This window comes from Nonomuraea jabiensis (assembly GCF_014204795.1).
GTDB lineage: Bacteria > Actinomycetota > Actinomycetes > Streptosporangiales > Streptosporangiaceae > Nonomuraea > Nonomuraea jabiensis.
This window is the reverse complement of record NZ_JACHMB010000001.1, coordinates 12,198,539-12,215,319: the sequence shown is the minus strand read 5'-3', so window position 1 is coordinate 12,215,319 and position 16,781 is coordinate 12,198,539. Positions and strand designations below refer to the sequence as shown.

Below are 16,781 nucleotides of genomic sequence, written 5' to 3'. Positions count from 1 at the left end.
CGGTCCTGCCGCCCCGAGCCGCAGCTGCACAACGCCACGCGCACAGTGCCGGCGTGCCGGCGCCCCGGCGTCAGGCTCTCGATGTTCGGCGGAGCGCCGCCCGCCGACCGCGCGCGATCAACAACCGGTGGGCACGGTGACCGGCGCGCGCAGCGGAGCCGGCGGCGCCTCGCCGACGGTGGAAGCCTCGGGGGACGTATGAACGTCGGTCTCGGGCTGCCCCGTCAGCGAGCCGGCGGCCTTGCCGGAGTGGGCCCGGCTCGCGGACGAGGGGCCGTTCAGCACGCTCGGCTTGCTCGATCGGCCCCGTGAGGCCACGCTCTCGGCGGTGTGCCATACGAGGTAGTCCAGGGGCAGGTCGGCGGTCGCTCCATGTGCCTGTTATGTACGATCACGTATCAACCATTGGTTGACACATAATTCTCCGTCAACAGGTTGCCGCCCGCGCGACCTTGCCCCCGAATTCATCCTCAGCCGTTCCAGAGTGCCGCATAAAAGAGCAGCCAGAACCCCGTCTTGAGAACCTCCAGAACGATCCGAATCCGCCAGTAGCGTGCCGCGTCCGGGCCTTGCTCGGCCATAGCGCCTCCTTGTCGTTGACGTGACGCCTCCAGGAAAGCCGCGGCGACCGCCGGCCCGGAAGTGGTTTGGACAACACTGATACGCATGTGGGCGTTTTTGTCTAAGCTGTGGATTCCCGTGGACGATCGTGGACAGGAAACCGCGTGGCCGACAGAAACAAATTGCAGACCGAACTACACTTCGACCCTGCGGCCGTGACCTCCGAGGACGCGTTGAAGCGCCTCCAGGTCGAGCTCTACATCATCTCGGGCAGGTCAATCAGGGAAATCCACAGCCCCGTCGCCTTCAAGATATCCAAATCGCAAGTGCACAAGATTGCTAGCGGTGCCGTGATGGCGAGAAAGGAGCATCTCCAGGCGTTCGTCGAGGGCTGCGGCGTGCCGTCCGACGACGTCGACCAGTGGGTTCGCGCATGGGTGAACGTGGCCCGAGTCAAGCAGATCGCCAGATCCGGCATCTCCGTTGCGACGCTCCCGGCGGTATCCATGGAGGACAAGGCCACCACGGGCTCGGCGGTGCTTCCCGAACTGCCCACCACCGAAGTTCCCGCCCTCGAACCCCCCGCGCCTTCCGAAGGCTCCGCGATGGAGCCGACAGCACGCCGGGGATTCATCGCGCCCCAAACCGCGGACCTGCGCATCGAGCTTGACAAATGGGTGATCGAGTTCGATCAGCCGCGCACGGGAACCGACGACGAAGACACGGAGGAGGAGCCGCAGAAGAGCCTCGGCCCCTCCGAACTCATCCTTCGCGGCCTGGGTCCCGTCCAGGCGGACAAGGGCCTTTCCGCCCTGCCGTCGGCCCTGGGCCACCTGACGGAATCCGGGATAAACGCCGAGTTGGTGACCGCCTTCCGCAGACTCTCTATACCGGTACGTTCCGCCACCGACTTCTGGGCGGTGCTGGCCGCGGACATGACCCTCTACCTGGCACGCCCCGGCGACCTGCAGTGGCTCGTCAAGGAGACCGGACAGATCCTGATGGACCCATCGTCGAACCTGGAAGTGGTCCGGCGAACCTGGGAGGTGCTCTTCGAGCACTTCCTGCGCGAGCACGATGCCGAGGCCTCCGCGTGGCCGGTCGAGAGCATCTTCGATCACTTCGCCCGATGGGCGGGGACGCACGCCGACCGGTTTCACGTGTTCATGCGCTGGCTGCAGCAGGTTGTCCCCCATGACCGGTCCCTCTGGTCCGCCATCCGCCGCGCTGTGGAAGCCCACGAGCGGGGCCTTCCTGCCAAGACGGCCTGGGACATGCGGGTGGTGGTGAGGAAGGAGAAGTCCCTGGCGTCCCATCGCTTCGCCCCGTTGCCGAGCGCGTTCAGTCCCGATATCGACCTTATTCCGAAGATCGACGGCATTTGCCCCTACGAATTCGAGGCGATGCGTTTCCCCCTCAAGAACGAGGAAGCCGCCACCGTCCTCCCGGGTCGGCCCCTCCGCCTCCCTGCCCTTGAGGAGCCGTACATCATCGATCTCCCCCGCACCGGGAGTCGGAGCACCGAGGTCGAACTGCGCGCATTCCTGCACGAGCTAATCATGGGCTGTGTCGAGCTGGACCCGGGCGCGCCGGGGGTGTGGGCCGTCCCCACGCCGGCGGAATGGCTGGCCCTCGCCGGGTGCGCGGCGCTGGACAAGCAATACCCGTGGGGACCGGAACGGCCCACACCCGACCGGGCGAACCTCTATTACGGCGGCAGGCGCACCGACTATCGGGTCGAACGCGTCGGCAGCCGGCTTTCCGGGGCGTCCCCGCATGGCATCCGCGACTGCTGCGGCAACGTTCACGAGCTCGTGGAGTGGCGGGTGGACGGCACCCGCCTCGGCGACTTCCGGCTAGCGGGCGGCTGCTTCAGCAGCTCGCCGAAGTGGTCGTACTCCACCCACTTCAGACCCCTGATCCCGCATTCGAGCTCTCGGCGGAACGTGGGCATACGATTGATCAGATACAACCCGGTCCACACCAATCTGCGCAAATCCGCCGCGCGGGCCATCGTGAAGCAACTTGGTGCCGAACCCGGCCACGAACACCGCTGATCGGCTACCAGGAAACCGACTGCCGATATCTCGACCGCCACCACCACATCGATGACCACGGCATCAGACACGAAGTTGCCGACCCATGCCGGTTCCTGATCAAGCCGTCAGCCTGCACACCAGGACCCCGCCGGACACGTCGGTCCCGTCCGGCAGGGTCTTGTCGCGCAGCCGCATCACCACTGCGAATGTCGCGTTCATCTCCATCTTGAGTGACCGGCAACAGCGCCCGGCCGAGCCTGGCGCCGAGCACGTCGGGCTGACAAGCGTCACAGACGCCCGCTCTGCGGCGCCGAGGTCACCTGGCTGACGCCCCGACGCTGCCTCTACGAGCGCGGATCTCGACCATGCTCGCGAAATGTCACCGCTCTGCCAGGACACGTCGGTGCCCGGAGAGAGGCGGTCAGCTTCGCCGGCGCACCACATGGTGATCACCGTCACGGCCCCTGGCATGTCGCCACTGCACGGCGATGGCGCAGGTGCGGTGAGAAATCCCTGGCGCGGCTGTCATCCGGTTCGGGCTGCTCGCTGGGCACGGTCAAGACCCAGCTGGGGCGGGCGCTGGCGCGGCTGCGGGTGCAACCGGCGATCGAGCTGATGGAGGTGGAGCAATGAACCATACCGAAGACGACCTGCGCGAGCTGCTCGCCGAGCGCACGGCGTACGGCCCCGGAGGGGACATGGACGTGGCCGGGATCGTACGGAGGGGCAGGCGGCGGCAGGCTTGCCCGATGGGGCGCGGGCGCGGCGCCGGCGGGGGCCGCCGCGACCGCGGTGATCTGGACGCTGCCGGGGACGGTGACGACGACTCCGGCGGCCCGGCCGGCCGCCCCGGTCACCTCGTCGAGCGTGGACTCCGCGACACCGTCGCGCGTGTCAGATCCGCCGGCCACTATCGACGGCCTGACCAGGATCGGGGCCGTGCTCAGCACGATGTCCGCGACCGGAATGGACATCGAGGTCAAGCCGACCAGCCAGGCCACCACCGTGGTCGTCATCTGCGCGGACCCGCAGTCGTGGGTGGTCACGGCCGTCGAGGGCGGGCGCGGGGGGCAGGTCACCCGGTGCCAGGGCGGCATGGCTCGGCACGCCTACGACCGGAGTTCGCTCCCGTCCACGTGGTCGGCCGGGCGCCAGTCCATCCGCGTGTGGGCTTCCCTCCCACCGAACTCATCGGGCAGGCGTCACTGGACGGCTGCGCCGTGGTCGACAAGCGGAAGGGGACCTGCAACGGCAGGTACGTGGCTCAGGAGCTGGTCAGGTACGACGTCGCCCTGGAACTGGCCGCCGACCTGGGAGCCAGGCCCGGAACGTGGTCCGCGGGAGTCTATGACGGGAGCTCATCTTCAGGGTGAGGGGCAGCAGGCGGCTGATCCGGGCCGGCGCGGACGTGGCCAAGATCCGCATTCCGGCCCTGTCTGGGCAATGGTCCAGGCAGGGCCGGGCTGGTCGACCCGGCCGGGATTTGACCAGCTCGCAGGACCCACGTCAGCGCGACACCATACTCAAGCCCGAAGAGGAAAACCCCCGGCGCTGGTGGCGACCGGGGGCTTTCTCATTGAGGTGGACGATACTGGGATTGAACCAGTGACCTCTTCCGTGTCAGGGAAGCGCTCTCCCGCTGAGCTAATCGTCCGTATTGAGTTAGAACTCAGAGCGGAAGACGGGATTCGAACCCGCGACCCTCACCTTGGCAAGGTGATGCTCTACCACTGAGCCACTTCCGCGTGGTGCTGCCTTTACTTTAGCGGATCCTGGGGGTCCGCCGTTCGGCCGAGGTGGAGACGGGATTTGAACCCGTGTAGACGGCTTTGCAGGCCGCTGCCTCGCCTCTCGGCCACTCCACCCTGGAGTCTTGCTCCGAGCGGAAGACGGGATTCGAACCCGCGACCCTCACCTTGGCAAGGTGATGCTCTACCACTGAGCCACTTCCGCGTTAACCCCGGGCGACGTGCGCCGGGCTACGGGAAAACCATATCGTCTTCCAGGAGTGCCCGTGCGCACTGAGAGGCCCGCGGGGCGAAATTCAGCGGATCAGGCGCACGTCCTTGGCCATGACGAACATCACCCGGTGACCGAGTTGGATCTGGTAGTAGCGGGTCTGTCCGGTTGTGGTGACGTGTTTGGCCGGGCTGAAGGCGCCCGCGGAGTAGTAGGAGCCGGTGATCGTGTCGCCCACCGTGTACGTCTGGCTGGGGCCGATCTTGTACTGGAGCGGGGCCAGCGGCTGGTACGACGCCAGCTTGTAGGCGGCCTGCTCCGGGTACGCGCGGCCGTACACCCTGGTCCCCGGCCTCAGCGGAGTCACCAGCGGGCCCTTGGCGGGGACGGCGGTGGGGTCGGAGGGCGGGTTGTGGAACCACGCCTTCTGGCCGAGGTACCAGATGGCCGTCCAGTCGCCCTGCCGGTCCGCGACCGCGTAGCGCTGGCCGGTGGAGGCGCGGGCGCTGTGGTCGTACACGCTGTACGTGCTGGGCTTGCCCGGATGTTTGCCCGGGTCCCTGACCAGGGGGGCCGACTCGCGCGGCTCCTGGTGCAGCCAGACCGTGGCGGCGCCGTGCGGCGGGCACGCCTTGTCCGGCTTGACGGCGACGCAGCCGGTGAAGCGGGGCCGGTTGGTGGCGTACGAGGGGCGGATCATGATGGAGTTGCCGCTCTGCACCCCCTTGAGCGGCCTGCCCAGCAGGTCGAAGTAGTGGGCCCAGTCCCAGTACGGTCCGGGGTCCTCGTGCATGCCCGCGACCATCTTCGGGGTGGTGCCGGGGACGTTGTCGTGGCCGAGGATGTGGGCCCGGTTGAGCGGGATGCGGTACTTGCCGGCCAGGTATCTGACCAGCTTGGCCGACGAACGGTACATCGCCTCCGTGTACCAGGTGCCCTTGGCCAGGTAGCCCTCGTGCTCGATCCCTATCGAACGGGTGTTGACGTCCCAGTTGCCCGCGTGCCAGGCGATGTCGTTGGTCGCCACGTGCTGGGCGACATGTCCGTCTCGGGAGCGGATCGTGTAGTGCCAGCTCACGTACCTCGGGTTCCGGACCAGGGACGGGACGCCCTGGTAGGTGCCCTCGGTGTCGTGAATGACGATGTAGTCGACGGAACGGGCCCGGCTCAGGCGGTCGTGGTTGCCGTAGTCGCGGTGCTTCTTCCGGCCGAAGCGCTCGTAGGCGGCGGGTATCCATTCGCAGGCGAGCGAGCTGGGGCACTCCACCTGCCCGCCGTTTCCGGTCTTCTCCACATTTCCGGGTTCGGCCCAGTTCTCGTCGGGGTCGCTCTCATCGTCCGTCCCGTACTCCTCCCCGGAGAAGGACAGCGGGTCGGTGTCGAACGGGTCGTTGTACGGGGGTGGTGGCGGGTCGTTGTCGGTCTGCGAACTGGCTACGGGCGGGGCGGCGGGGTCCCTCTGGATCGTGACGGTGCCGGAGTTCTTGGAGGTTGCGGGGTCCTCGGCGGTGGCGGCGACGGGGTGGGGGAGGTTGGGCACGGGTTCGAGGCGTACCAGGTGGCCGTCGTCGGTATGCCGCTGCGCGCCCTCCCGCATCACCGAGAACACCTCGTCGGCGAACTCGCGGGCCGCGGCCGCGTCCTCCGAGCCCGAGTAGCGGGCGACGGCCGCGTACCAGTCGGCCGGGTTCGCGCTCGGGCGGTCCTGGTAGGAGGCGAGGAGGGCGGCGCCGCCCCTGATGTTGGCGGCCGGGTCGGTGCGCAGCAGGGCGGGGTCCGCGCCGATGAGACGTCCGGCCTCGGGCAGCGTGGTGGGCGGCGCCGAGAGCGCCGAGGCGGGAGGGGTTTCGGCGAACGTACGGGGCATCGGGCGGGCATCGTCCCCCCGGCCGTCGCCCAGCGCGTCACCGATCGGCCACCCGTGCCCACCGCCGGTCGACAAGGCGTGCGCGTCCCCGGTTGAAGGGGCGGCGGCGGTCAAGGGGGTGAGCGTGTCGGCGGGGAACGCGTCCACCAGGTGCATCGGCCCGTAGCCGCCCGCCGTGCTCGGCGACCCGCCGTTCGCGTCCCAGCGGGACTCCAGGTACGAGACGCCGAGCAGCACGCTCTCCGGCACCCCGAATTCCCGAGCGGCCGCGGCGAACTCGGCCTGCCGCCCGGAAGGGGCCTGCCGCCCGGAAGGGTTCGTGGAGGAGAGGCCGGGTGGGCCGGCGAAGAGGAGGTCGGGCGGGCCCGTGAGGGGAGGGGTGGTCCGGTGGCCGGAGCTCGCGAGGGCGAGGCCGGGCGGTCGTCCTGGGGCAGAGCCGGATGCGGGCATGTCCGCGGGCGCGGTGAACGTGCCGGCGGTCAGGGCGGCGGCGAGCCAGAGGCGCATGACATCTCCCCCAGGAAGGTCACGATACGACTACTCACCGTAACCATTCCCAGAAAGGGATGGGTCAGACGGGTCGGATGATACGCATGAGATCCGCCAGATCGGCTGCGAACTCGGCATCCCAGTCATCGGGCGTCAGATGCTCGGCCAATCGCCGGTGGGCAGGCGCGTCGGCGCCGCGGCTGAGCCTGATGTCCCGGGAGGCGTCGGAGAAGCGCCCGCTCACCTCCGAGAGCGCGAACCCCATCACGAACGTGCTCACCAGCCGCTCGACCCGGGGAACGTCGGCCTCCGGCACGCCCGCGTCGAGCAGCGCCTGGTAGAGCTGGTCGACCACCTGGACCCCGTCGGGCGTCGCCGAGGTGCGCAGCAGCAGGAGCGGGAAGACCGACGGGTGCTCGCGGGCCAGCCGCCGGGTGGCCCAGGCGATCGCGCCCAGGCGCTCCTGCCAGGTCTGCCCGGGATCGTCGGGCGCGAGCCGGTCGAGCAGGCGGCCGACGAGGCCGTCGAGCAACTCATCCTTGTTCCGGAAATATCCGTACAGGGCCATGGGCGTCACCCCGACCCGCTCGGCGACGGCCCGCATCGACAGGGCTTCCAGGCCGCGTTCGTCGGCGATGGCGAGGGCCGCGTCGAGGATCTCCGGCTGCCGGGAGGTCTTGAGCTTGCGCACGACGCGAGTCTACAGTGTAGAGCAGTCTACAACGTAGACCAGAGGGGAAGGAAAGACGCATGGGCGGGCTGGTGGAGGCGGCCGGGCTGGTCAAGCGGTACGGCGACGTCGCCGCGCTGGACGGCTTCGACCTGCGGGTGGAGCCGGGCGAGATCGCCGGGCTGGTCGGTCACAACGGCGCGGGCAAGACGACGTTCTTCGAGATCGCCGCGGGCCTGACCCGCCCGGACGCCGGAAGGGTCGCGGTGCGGGGCGAGGTCGGGATGGCGCCCCAGCGGCTCGCCCTCTACCCCGGCGTCACCGTACGGGAGACGCTGCGGCTGTTCGGCGGGCTGGCCGGGCTGCGGCGGCGCGCCCTGGCCGGGGCCATCGACGCCGTGGCGGAGGAGCTGGCGCTGACCGGGGTGCTCGACCGGCGGGTGAGCGTGCTCTCCGGCGGCCAGCAGCGCCGCGCGCAGGCCGCCACCGCCCTCCTGCCCGACCCGGACGTGCTCCTGCTCGACGAGCCCACGGCGGGTGCCGACCCCGAGACCCGCACCGCCCTCCTGGCGGCGGTGCGCCGCCGGGCGGACGGCGGCGCGGCGGTCGTCTACTGCACGCACTACCTTCCCGAGCTCACCGAGCTGGCGGCCACGATCGCCGTCGCGCGCAGCGGGCGGGTGATCGCCAGGGGCGCGGGCGCCGAGCTGCTCAGGGATCTGCCGGGCGAGGTCCGCGTCACCCTGGACGACGGCGAGATCGCGGTCGCGACCACCGACCCCACCGCCACCCTGGCCGCCCTGCTGCGTGACCTCGACCGCCCGGTACGCGGCATCGACATCCGCCGGCCGTCACTCGACGACCTCTACAAAGGTCTCAGTGAGGAGCCCGCGGATGCCGCGTGAGACGTTGCACCGCATCGCCGTCCTGGCCGCGCACAACGTGCTCCTGCGCCGGCGCGACCCGGCCCACCTGGTCAGCTATCTGGTCATGCCCATGGTCCTCATGCTCGTCTTCAAGTCGATGCTGGGCGAGCCCGCCCAGGTCGTGACGGGCCTGCTGGTCATGTTCTCGGTCCTGTCGATGGCCGACGTGGCCACGGCCGGCCTCGCCGAGCGCACGTGGCACACCTGGGACCGCCTCAGGGCCACCAGGGCCCGCGTCCCGGAAATCATGATCGGCAAGGCCCTGCCGGTGTTCGCCGTGCTGGCCCTCCAGCAGGTCGTGCTGCTCGCGTACGGGATGATGGTGGTGGGGCTGCGGCCGGCCGGGACGGTGTGGCCGCTGGCCCTGGCCGTGGCAGCGTGGTGCTTCGCGCTGCTCGGCGTCGGCACGGCCCTGGCCGGGGTGGTGCGCAGCCAGGGGGAGCTGAGCACGCTCTGCAACATCGCGGCGCTGTCGGTCAGCGCGCTGGGCGGGGCGCTGGTGCCGTACGCGATGATGCCCGCCTGGGCGCAGGCGATCGCGCCGGTCTCGCCCGGATACTGGGCGACCACCATGCTCCAGGCCGCCGTCAGGGGCGACGTCGCGGGCACGGTCCGGCCCGCGGCCGTCCTCGTCGGGCTCGGTCTGGCCGCCGGTGCCTTCGCCTGGTGGCGCTTCGGCAAGGGATGGGGCCGTGGCAGCCTGCTCTAGACAGGCGTTCGAGTTAATTCCTGCCCGATTTCGGGCAGGAAGTTGAAGTGTCTCGTTCCAGATGCGTAATGTCCTCGTCTGTGTCCCCGGCACGACATCCCTACGAAGACCTCATCCTCCACCTCACCGAGACGAGCCCCCTGGGCCCGGGCGAGGCGGCGAAGGTGATCGCCGACGTGCTGTCGTACTTCTCCGAGTCCGTCGAGGAGTACGTCCGCCGCCGGCACGCCGAGCTGAAAACGGTCGGTCACACCAACGACGAGATCTTCCCCAGGATCGCCGCCGAATTACGCGGTCGCCGGGTCGCGGCACCGGAGCTGTCCCTGCGGCAGCTGCGCAGGATCGTCTACGGATGAAGAGGAGACCTCGATGTGCGGAATCGTGGCCTATGTCGGCCCACGGGACGCGGCGCCCATCCTGCTGGAGGGCCTGCAGCGTCTGGAGTACCGGGGGTACGACTCGGCCGGGGTCGTGGTGTCCAACCGGGGGCTCAAGGTACGCAAGGTCAAGGGCCGCGTGGCGGACCTGGCCAAGGTCGTGCCGGCCAGGTTCAAGGGCACCCTGGGCATCGGGCACACCCGCTGGGCCACCCACGGCGTGCCGAGTGACGAGAACGCCCATCCCCACCTGTCCGCCGACGAGCGCATCGCGGTCGTGCACAACGGCATCATCGAGAACGCCGGCGAGCTGCGCGCGAAGCTGGAGGCCGACGGCGTGGTGTTCGCCTCCGAGACGGACACCGAGGTGCTCGCGCACCTGATCGCGCGCGCCGCCGACGAGAACGACTCCCTCGAGGAGGCGGTCAGGAAGACGCTCAAGAGCATCGTCGGCACGTACGGCATCGCGGTCATCGACCGCGAACGCCCCGGCGAGGTGGTCGTGGCGCGCAACGGCAGCCCGATCGTGCTGGGCATCGGCGAGAAGGAGATGTTCGCCGCGTCCGACGTGGCCGCGCTCGTCCGCTACACGCGCCAGGTCGTGCACCTGGAGGACGGCGAGCTGGCTGTGCTCAAGGCCGACGGCTTCCACACCTTCGCCAGCGACGCCCGCGAGACCGCCAAGGAGCCGCTGACCGTCGACTGGGACGCCGGCCACTACGACACCGGCGGCTACGAGCACTACCTGCTCAAGGAGATCTCCGAGCAGCCCGAGACGATCACCCGGACGATGAGCGGCCGGCTCGACGAGCGCTTCCACGTGGCCCACCTGGGCGGGCTCAACATGGACGCCCGCGAGACGCGGGGCTTCCGCCGGGTGAAGATCATCGGCTGCGGGTCGGCGTACTACTCGGGCCAGATCGGGGCGCAGCTCATCGAGGAGCTGGCCCGCATCCCGTCCGACGCCGAGCCCGCCAGCGAGTTCCGCTACCGCAACCCGGTCGTCGACCCCGACACGCTCTACGTCGCCATCAGCCAGTCGGGCGAGACGTACGACACGCTCGCCGCCGTGCAGGAGCTCAAGCGCAAGGGCGGCCGCGTCATCGGCATCGTCAACGCGGTCGGCAGCGCCATCGCCCGCGAGGTGGACGGCGGCATCTACCTGCACGCGGGCCCCGAGGTCTCGGTGGCCTCGACCAAGGCGTTCACCTCGACGTCGCTGGCGTTCGCGCTGCTCGCGCTGCACCTGGGCCGAGTGCGCGACCTGTCGCCCGCCGACGGCCGGCGCATCGTGGACGGCCTGCGCAGGCTGCCGGGGCAGATCGAGGAGATCCTCACGCAGAGCGACAAGATCGCCGAGCTGGCGCAGAAGTACGCCAAGCACCCGAGCATGATGTTCGTGGGCCGCGTGCGCGGCTACCCGGTGGCCAGGGAGGGCGCGCAGAAGCTCAAGGAGATCTCGTACGTGCACGCCGAGGCGTACCCGGCCAGCGAGCTGAAGCACGGGCCGCTCGCGCTGATCGGCCCGGACATGCCGACAGTCGCCATCGTCCCCGATGACGAGCTGCTCGACAAGAACCTCACCACGCTGGGCGAGATCCGCGCCCGCGGCGGGCAGGTGCTCATGGTCGGCCACCGCGAACCCGACGCCAAGCTGGCCGACGACGTGATCGTGATCCCCAAGAACGAGATCGAGCTGGACCCGATCCTGCTCACGATCCCGCTTCAGCTGCTCGCGTACTACGCCGCGGTGGCGCTGGGCCGGGATGTGGACAAGCCTCGCAATCTCGCCAAGAGCGTCACGGTTGAATAAACAGGCTAATTTGGCCTCAAACCTCGTTATCTCGCTGCGGACGACATAAATTCGATACGTGCGGCAGTTCGACCCAGAGAGGCCCAATCTCGCACGCATGTACGATTACATGCTCGGCGGGAAGGACAACTTCGCGGTCGACCGCCAGGCCATCGAGCAGCTCGCCGAGCTGATTCCGGCCGCGGTCCCGCTGGCCCGCGCGAACCGGGCGTTCCTCCAGCGTGCCGTGCGCTACGTGGCCGCCGCCGGGGTACGGCAGTTCCTCGACCTGGGCAGCGGGCTGCCGACCCAGGGCAGCGCGCACGAGGTCGCGCCCGAGGCCCGGGTCGTCTACGTGGATCACGATCCGGTCGTCGCCGCACACGCCACGGCCCTGCTCGGACGTACGGGCAGGGCCGCGCTCGTGGAGGCCGACCTCCTGGACCCCGACGCGGTGCTCGCGGGGGCGGGCGCGTTCCTGGACCTGCGCCGGCCGGTCGGGGTCCTGCTCGTGTCGATCCTGCACTTCCTGCCGGACTCGGCGCGGCCGCAGCAGGCCGTGGCGGCCCTGTGCGAGCGGCTGGCGCCGGGCAGCTACCTGGTGATCACCCACGCCACCTCGATGGGCCGTCTGGAGGACGGGCAGCGCTACCGGGGCGCCTCCTCGGACGATCCGGGCGGCGGCACCGACCGCACGCCCGCCGAGATCCGGGCCTTCTTCGGCGACTTCCCGCTGGAGCCGCCGGGCCTGGTGCAGGCCGTCGACTGGCGTCCCGACCGGCCCAAGCTGGTGGGGGACTGGTCGCTGCCGTCGTCCCTCATGGCCGGGGTCGGCAAAAAGCCACTATGAGAGATATGTGTATCTCTGCGTATTGTGTCGATAACTTAGGGTGAGCGATGACTCGCGAAGCTCGGGGGAGAGGCACATGCGCCGTCGGCGGTTCTTCGCATGGGGACTGGGCCTGGCCGCGTGCGCGGCCGGCTGCGGGACGGAGCGCTTCGCCGGGAGCGCGGCGGGCCTGCGCGCCCGATACTCGATCAGCCCTCAGGGGCGCCGCTGGGAGCGGGTCGGGCAGGCGTTCGCCGACGCGGCCCGGGCGGGCGGATACGAGATCGGAGCGGGCACCAGGATCACGGTGAGCGGGCTGCCCGCGCTGGCCGCCGCCGAGCTGAACAACGGCCAGACCCTCCTCGACACCGCGACCCCCCTGTCCAGGCTCACCGGCGAGGTCGAGGTCGTGGTCGTGCCCGCCCGGTCGCCGTTCGGGGACTTCGGGGCCTTCGGCGCGCAGCTGCTCGCCCGTCCGGGCCAGACGCAGCTGGCGGGCGGTCCCCAGGGCGAGCCCGACCACCTGCTGTTCGGCCTGATCGCCAGAGGGCTCGGGGCCGACACCCGCCAGCTCGACTACACCGGCTACCCGAGCAGCCAGGAGGCCGCCACCGCGCTGCTGTCCGGCAAGGCCGGGGCGGCCGCGGGCCCGCTGAACGACTGGCGCGCGAGCATCAAGGCCGGTCAGGTCAAGGCGCTCGCGGTGGCCACCGCCAGGCGGGTGCCCGGCCTCGACGCGCCGACGCTGCTGGAGTCCGGCGTACGGGTCGACTTCACGGACTGGGCGGCGGCCTTCGGGCCCAAGCGCATGCCGGACGAGAGCCGCGAATCGGCCATCCGCATGTGCGAGGACGTGACCGCCTCGGCCGGCTGGGAGGCGGCCTGCCGGTCCGCGGGCTGGGTCTCGATCCCGCTCAGCGGCGCCGACTTCCGGCAGTGGCTGGGCTCCGAGGTCGAGCGCACCCGCGCCGTCCTGCGGGATCTCGGTCTCCTCGGCACCACCAAGGCCACAACATGCTGGGGTAGTTGCGGGAACGGCCACTAGATGTAGGATCCTGCTCGTCGCTGGTTCGCCTCTCCGGAGGCGGAGCAAAAGGGAACCCGGTGTGATTCCGGGGCTGCCCCGCAGCGGTGAGCGGGAACGACCGCCGTCACGTGCACTGGAGCGATCTGGGAAGCGACGGCCAGTAGGAACGATGTGCGCGCCCGCGAGCCCGAAGACCTGCCAGCGGTGTGCCCGGGCCGCCCGCCCGGCACGAAGTGACCATGGCCTCGCGGGAGGGCCGGGGAGCGAAACGGCCGGGGGATGATCCGTGCCGCCGTGCTCTCGCGTGCCCTCACGGGGGACGAGCTCGCGAGGAGAGAGCACGTGACGCAGATCATCGAGGTCGACCGCCGGCTGGCCATCGAGGAGGCCGCCGCCCGGGTCATCGCCGACCCGGCCAACTCCCGGGTCGCCGCCCGGCTCCTGGCCGAGGAGATCGCCGACGAGGCCGCCGCGCACGGGGTGCGGACGTTCTCGGAGTCCATCGCCGCCACCCACGCGGCCGGGCTGATCCAGGACGGGCTGGCGGAGTTCGTCGCCGCGCACGCCGCCGAGCTGGACGCGCTGGTCTCCGCCGAGCTCATGGCCGTGGCGGACGAGCGGTTCGAGTATTTCGGGTTGCGCACCGTCTACGACCGCTACCTGCTGCGCCACCCCGAGACGCGGGCGGTGCTGGAGCGCCCGCAGCACTTCTTCCTCCGCGTGGCCTGCGGGCTGTCGGAGTCGGTGGCCGAGGCCGCCGAGCTCTACGCGCTCATGTCCACGCTGTCGTACCTGCCCAGCTCGCCCACGCTGTTCAACTCGGGCGCGCGCCGCCCGCAGCTGTCGTCGTGCTTCCTGCTCGACTCGCCGCGCGACGAGCTGGAGGGGATCTACGACAGATATGGGCAGGTGGCGCGGCTGTCGAAGTACGCCGGAGGCATCGGCATCTCCTGGACCCGGGTGCGCTCGCGCGGCTCCCTGATCCGGGGCACCAACGGCCACTCCAACGGCATCGTCCCGTGGCTGCGCACGCTCGACTCGTCCGTCGCGGCCGTCAACCAGGGCGGGCGGCGCAAGGGCGCGGCCTGCGTCTACCTGGAGACCTGGCACGCCGACATCGAGGAGTTCCTGGAGCTGCGCGACAACACCGGCGAGGACGCCCGCCGCACCCACAACCTGAACCTGGCGAACTGGGTGCCCGACGAGTTCATGCGCCGGGTGGAGGCGGACGAGGTCTGGTCGCTGTTCGACCCGAAGGAGGTGCCCGACCTCACCGACCTGTACGGTGACGCGTTCACGCGGGCGTACCGCGCGTACGAGGCCGCCGGGCGACATGTCCGGCAGATCCCCGCCAGGACCCTGTACGGCCGGATGATGCGCACGCTCGCCCAGACCGGGAACGGCTGGATGACGTTCAAGGACGCCGCCAACCGCACCTCCAACCAGACCGGCCGCCCCGGGAACGTCATCCACCTGTCGAACCTGTGCACCGAGATCCTGGAGGTCACCAGCGACGCCGAGACCGCGGTCTGCAACCTCGGCTCGGTCAACCTGGCCGCCCACCTCCTGGCCGCCGACCTGGACTGGGACCGGCTGCGCGGCACCGTGCGCACGGCCGTGCGCTTCCTGGACCGGACCATCGACCTGGGCTTCTACCCGACGCCCGAGGCCGAGGCGGCGAACAAGCGCTGGCGGCCCATCGGGCTCGGCGTCATGGGCCTGGCCGACGTGTTCTTCACGCTGCGGCTGCCGTTCGACTCGCCCGAGGCGCTGGCGCTGTCCACCAGGATCGCCGAGGAGATCGCGCTGGCCGCGTACGACACCTCGGCCGACCTGGCGGCCGAGCGCGGCCGGCACCCGTCGTACGCCGAGACGCGGGCGGCCGGGGGAGTGCTGCACCCGGACCACTACGTCGCGAGCACCGGGCGCTGGGACGCCGTGCGGGAGAAGATCGCCCGCACCGGCCTGCGCAACTCACTCATGATCGCCATCGCGCCGACCGCCACGATCGCCTCCATCGCCGGCTGCTACGAGTGCATCGAGCCGCAGGTGTCCAACGTGTTCAAGCGCGAGACGCTGTCGGGCGAGTTCCTGCAGGTCAACCGGTATCTGGTGGCCGATCTGCAGGCGCGCGGGCTGTGGACGCAGCAACTGCGCGACGACATCAAGCGGGCCGACGGCTCGGTCCAGACGGTCCCCGGCATCCCCGACGACCTCAAGGTGCTCTACCGCACGGCCTGGGAGCTGCCGCAGAAGGCGCTGATCGACCTGGCCGCCGCGCGCCAGCCGTACATCGACCAGTCCCAGTCCCTGAACCTCTTCATGGCCAGCCCGACCATCGGCAAGCTCTCGTCGATGTACGCCTACGCCTGGAAGCGGGGCCTGAAGACCACGTACTACCTGCGCTCCCGGCCAGCCACGCGCATCGCGCAGACCACCGTCCAGGCGGCACCGGCAGCCCTCACGGAGGCGATCGCCTGCTCCCTGGAGAACCCCGAGACCTGCGAAGCCTGCCAGTAAGGAGACCGTTGTGCTGCTCAACCCCGGCATGGACCTCACCCTCCGGCCCATGCGCTACCCGGACTTCTACGAACGCTACCGCGCGGCCATCCGCAACACGTGGACCGTCGAGGAGGTGGACCTCCACTCCGACCTCGCCGACCTGGCCAGGATGACGCCGCAGGAGCGGCACCTGATCAACCGGCTGGTCGCGTTCTTCGCCACCGGCGACTCCATCGTGGCCAACAACCTCGTGCTCAACCTCTACCAGCACGTCAACGCCCCCGAGGCGCGCCTTTACCTCAGCAGGCAGCTGTTCGAGGAGGCCGTGCACGTCCAGTTCTACCTGACGCTGCTGGACACCTACCTGCCGGATCCCGCCGAAAGGGTGAAGGCCTTCGCCGCGATCGACCACATCCCCTCGATCCGCGACAAGGCGGAATTCTGCTTCAAGTGGATCGACTCGATCAACGAGCTGCAGCGCCTGGAGACGCGGGAGGACCGGCGGCGCTTCCTGCTCAACCTCATCTGCTTCGCCGCCTGCATCGAGGGCCTGTTCTTCTACGGGGCCTTCGCGTACGTCTACTGGTTCCGCTCCCGGGGCCTGCTCGGCGGCCTGGCCACCGGGACGAACTGGGTCTTCCGCGACGAGTCCATGCACATGGAGTTCGCCTTCAGCGTGGTGGAGACCGTGCGGGCCGAGGAACCGGACCTTTTCGACGATGAGCTGGGCAAAGAGGTTACCCTCATGGTGGAGGAGGCCGTGGCCGCCGAGCTGGCCTTCGCCGAGGACCTGTGCGGGGACGGCATGCCCGGCATGGGGGTCGCACAGATGCGCCAATACCTGGAATACGTGGCCGACCAGCGGCTGGCCAGGCTGGGCCTGCCCACGAGGTACGGCTCGGCCAACCCCTTCGCGTTCATGGAGTTGCAGGACGTGCAGGAGCTGGCCAATTTCTTCGAACGGCGCGTCTCTGCGTATCAAGTGGCAGTTGAGGGCAATGTGACCTTTGACGAAACTTTCTAGACATTGGGGG

Annotated in this window: 14 protein-coding genes, 4 tRNA genes and 1 riboswitch; of the genes, 10 read left to right on the top strand and 8 right to left on the bottom strand. The window is 69.8% G+C overall.

Annotation, left to right across the window (positions count from 1 at the left end; genetic code table 11):
* Nucleotides 1–117 precede the first annotated feature (117 nt).
* Nucleotides 118–318, bottom strand: a complete 201-nt coding sequence (locus HD596_RS55730) for a hypothetical protein (protein ID WP_185077476.1) — start codon at nt 316–318, stop codon at nt 118–120.
* 407 nt (nt 319–725) lie between these two features.
* Between HD596_RS55730 and HD596_RS55725 the strand changes: the two genes are divergently transcribed.
* Nucleotides 726–2,618: an SUMF1/EgtB/PvdO family nonheme iron enzyme gene (locus HD596_RS55725; RefSeq protein WP_185077475.1), complete on the top strand. Its 1,893-nt coding sequence runs from the start codon at nt 726–728 to the stop codon at nt 2,616–2,618.
* 437 nt (nt 2,619–3,055) lie between these two features.
* Here HD596_RS55725 and HD596_RS55720 read toward each other — a convergent pair whose 3' ends face one another.
* Nucleotides 3,056–3,646 carry a hypothetical protein gene (locus HD596_RS55720; RefSeq protein ID WP_185077474.1) on the bottom strand — a complete coding sequence of 197 codons (591 nt, stop codon included), beginning with the start codon at nt 3,644–3,646 and terminating at the stop codon, nt 3,056–3,058.
* Nucleotides 3,647–3,766: 120 nt separating this feature from the next.
* Here HD596_RS55720 and HD596_RS55715 point away from each other — a divergent pair, with 120 nt between their 5' ends.
* Nucleotides 3,767–3,973, top strand: coding sequence for a hypothetical protein (locus tag HD596_RS55715; protein ID WP_185077473.1), 207 nt, complete (start codon nt 3,767–3,769; stop codon nt 3,971–3,973).
* Between the two features lie 209 nt (nt 3,974–4,182).
* Here HD596_RS55715 and HD596_RS55710 read toward each other — a convergent pair.
* From HD596_RS55710 to HD596_RS55685, 6 genes are all read right to left on the bottom strand, one after another.
* Nucleotides 4,183–4,254, bottom strand: a tRNA-Val gene (locus HD596_RS55710).
* A gap of 19 nt (nt 4,255–4,273) precedes the next feature.
* A tRNA-Gly gene (locus HD596_RS55705) sits at nt 4,274–4,345 on the bottom strand.
* Between the two features lie 49 nt (nt 4,346–4,394).
* A tRNA-Cys gene (locus HD596_RS55700) sits at nt 4,395–4,465 on the bottom strand.
* Nucleotides 4,466–4,481: 16 nt separating this feature from the next.
* Nucleotides 4,482–4,553, bottom strand: a tRNA-Gly gene (locus HD596_RS55695).
* Between the two features lie 91 nt (nt 4,554–4,644).
* Nucleotides 4,645–6,933, bottom strand: a complete 2,289-nt coding sequence (locus HD596_RS64480; RefSeq protein ID WP_281398361.1) for an N-acetylmuramoyl-L-alanine amidase — start codon at nt 6,931–6,933, stop codon at nt 4,645–4,647.
* Between the two features lie 64 nt (nt 6,934–6,997).
* Entirely contained in the window at nt 6,998–7,606 is a 609-nt protein-coding gene (locus HD596_RS55685; protein WP_221520062.1) for a TetR/AcrR family transcriptional regulator, read from the bottom strand.
* Nucleotides 7,607–7,665: 59 nt separating this feature from the next.
* Here HD596_RS55685 and HD596_RS55680 point away from each other — a divergent pair, with 59 nt between their 5' ends.
* The 8 genes from HD596_RS55680 to HD596_RS55645 all read left to right on the top strand — a co-directional run bounded on the left by HD596_RS55680 (nt 7,666) and on the right by HD596_RS55645 (nt 16,771).
* Nucleotides 7,666–8,490, top strand: coding sequence for an ABC transporter ATP-binding protein (locus tag HD596_RS55680; protein WP_246555488.1), 825 nt, complete (start codon nt 7,666–7,668; stop codon nt 8,488–8,490).
* Nucleotides 8,480–9,220: an ABC transporter permease gene (locus tag HD596_RS55675; protein ID WP_185077472.1), complete on the top strand. Its 741-nt coding sequence runs from the start codon at nt 8,480–8,482 to the stop codon at nt 9,218–9,220. Before HD596_RS55680 ends, HD596_RS55675 begins: the two co-directional genes overlap by 11 nt.
* An 80-nt stretch (nt 9,221–9,300) precedes the next feature.
* Nucleotides 9,301–9,576 carry a hypothetical protein gene (locus HD596_RS55670; RefSeq protein ID WP_446685869.1) on the top strand — a complete coding sequence of 92 codons (276 nt, stop codon included), beginning with the start codon at nt 9,301–9,303 and terminating at the stop codon, nt 9,574–9,576.
* A gap of 13 nt (nt 9,577–9,589) precedes the next feature.
* Complete coding sequence (glmS, locus tag HD596_RS55665; protein ID WP_185077470.1) at nt 9,590–11,410, top strand: glutamine--fructose-6-phosphate transaminase (isomerizing); 1,821 nt, start codon at nt 9,590–9,592, stop codon at nt 11,408–11,410.
* A gap of 58 nt (nt 11,411–11,468) precedes the next feature.
* Entirely contained in the window at nt 11,469–12,239 is a 771-nt protein-coding gene (locus tag HD596_RS55660) for an SAM-dependent methyltransferase (protein WP_313047213.1), read from the top strand.
* A 76-nt stretch (nt 12,240–12,315) separates the two neighbouring features.
* A complete protein-coding gene (locus tag HD596_RS55655; protein ID WP_185077468.1) occupies nt 12,316–13,263 on the top strand; it encodes a Bug family tripartite tricarboxylate transporter substrate binding protein in 948 nt (315 codons plus the stop codon).
* Between the two features lie 4 nt (nt 13,264–13,267).
* A riboswitch (cobalamin riboswitch) is annotated at nt 13,268–13,462 on the top strand.
* A gap of 125 nt (nt 13,463–13,587) precedes the next feature.
* Nucleotides 13,588–15,765, top strand: coding sequence for a ribonucleoside-diphosphate reductase subunit alpha (locus HD596_RS55650; RefSeq protein ID WP_313047210.1), 2,178 nt, complete (start codon nt 13,588–13,590; stop codon nt 15,763–15,765).
* Nucleotides 15,766–15,775: 10 nt separating this feature from the next.
* Nucleotides 15,776–16,771: a ribonucleotide-diphosphate reductase subunit beta gene (locus tag HD596_RS55645; RefSeq protein ID WP_185077466.1), complete on the top strand. Its 996-nt coding sequence runs from the start codon at nt 15,776–15,778 to the stop codon at nt 16,769–16,771.
* The last annotated feature ends 10 nt before the right edge of the window (nt 16,772–16,781 follow it).

Excerpts from the sequence above, each read along its gene's own strand:
- HD596_RS55655 (WP_185077468.1), top strand. The coding sequence starts at position 12,316 with ATGCGCCGTCGGCGGTTCTTCGCATGGGGACTGGGCCTGGCCGCGTGC.
- HD596_RS55680 (WP_246555488.1), top strand. The coding sequence starts at position 7,666 with ATGGGCGGGCTGGTGGAGGCGGCCGGGCTGGTCAAGCGGTACGGCGAC.
- HD596_RS64480 (WP_281398361.1), bottom strand. The coding sequence starts at position 6,933 with ATGCGCCTCTGGCTCGCCGCCGCCCTGACCGCCGGCACGTTCACCGCG.
- glmS (WP_185077470.1), top strand. The coding sequence starts at position 9,590 with ATGTGCGGAATCGTGGCCTATGTCGGCCCACGGGACGCGGCGCCCATC.
- HD596_RS55675 (WP_185077472.1), top strand. The coding sequence starts at position 8,480 with ATGCCGCGTGAGACGTTGCACCGCATCGCCGTCCTGGCCGCGCACAAC.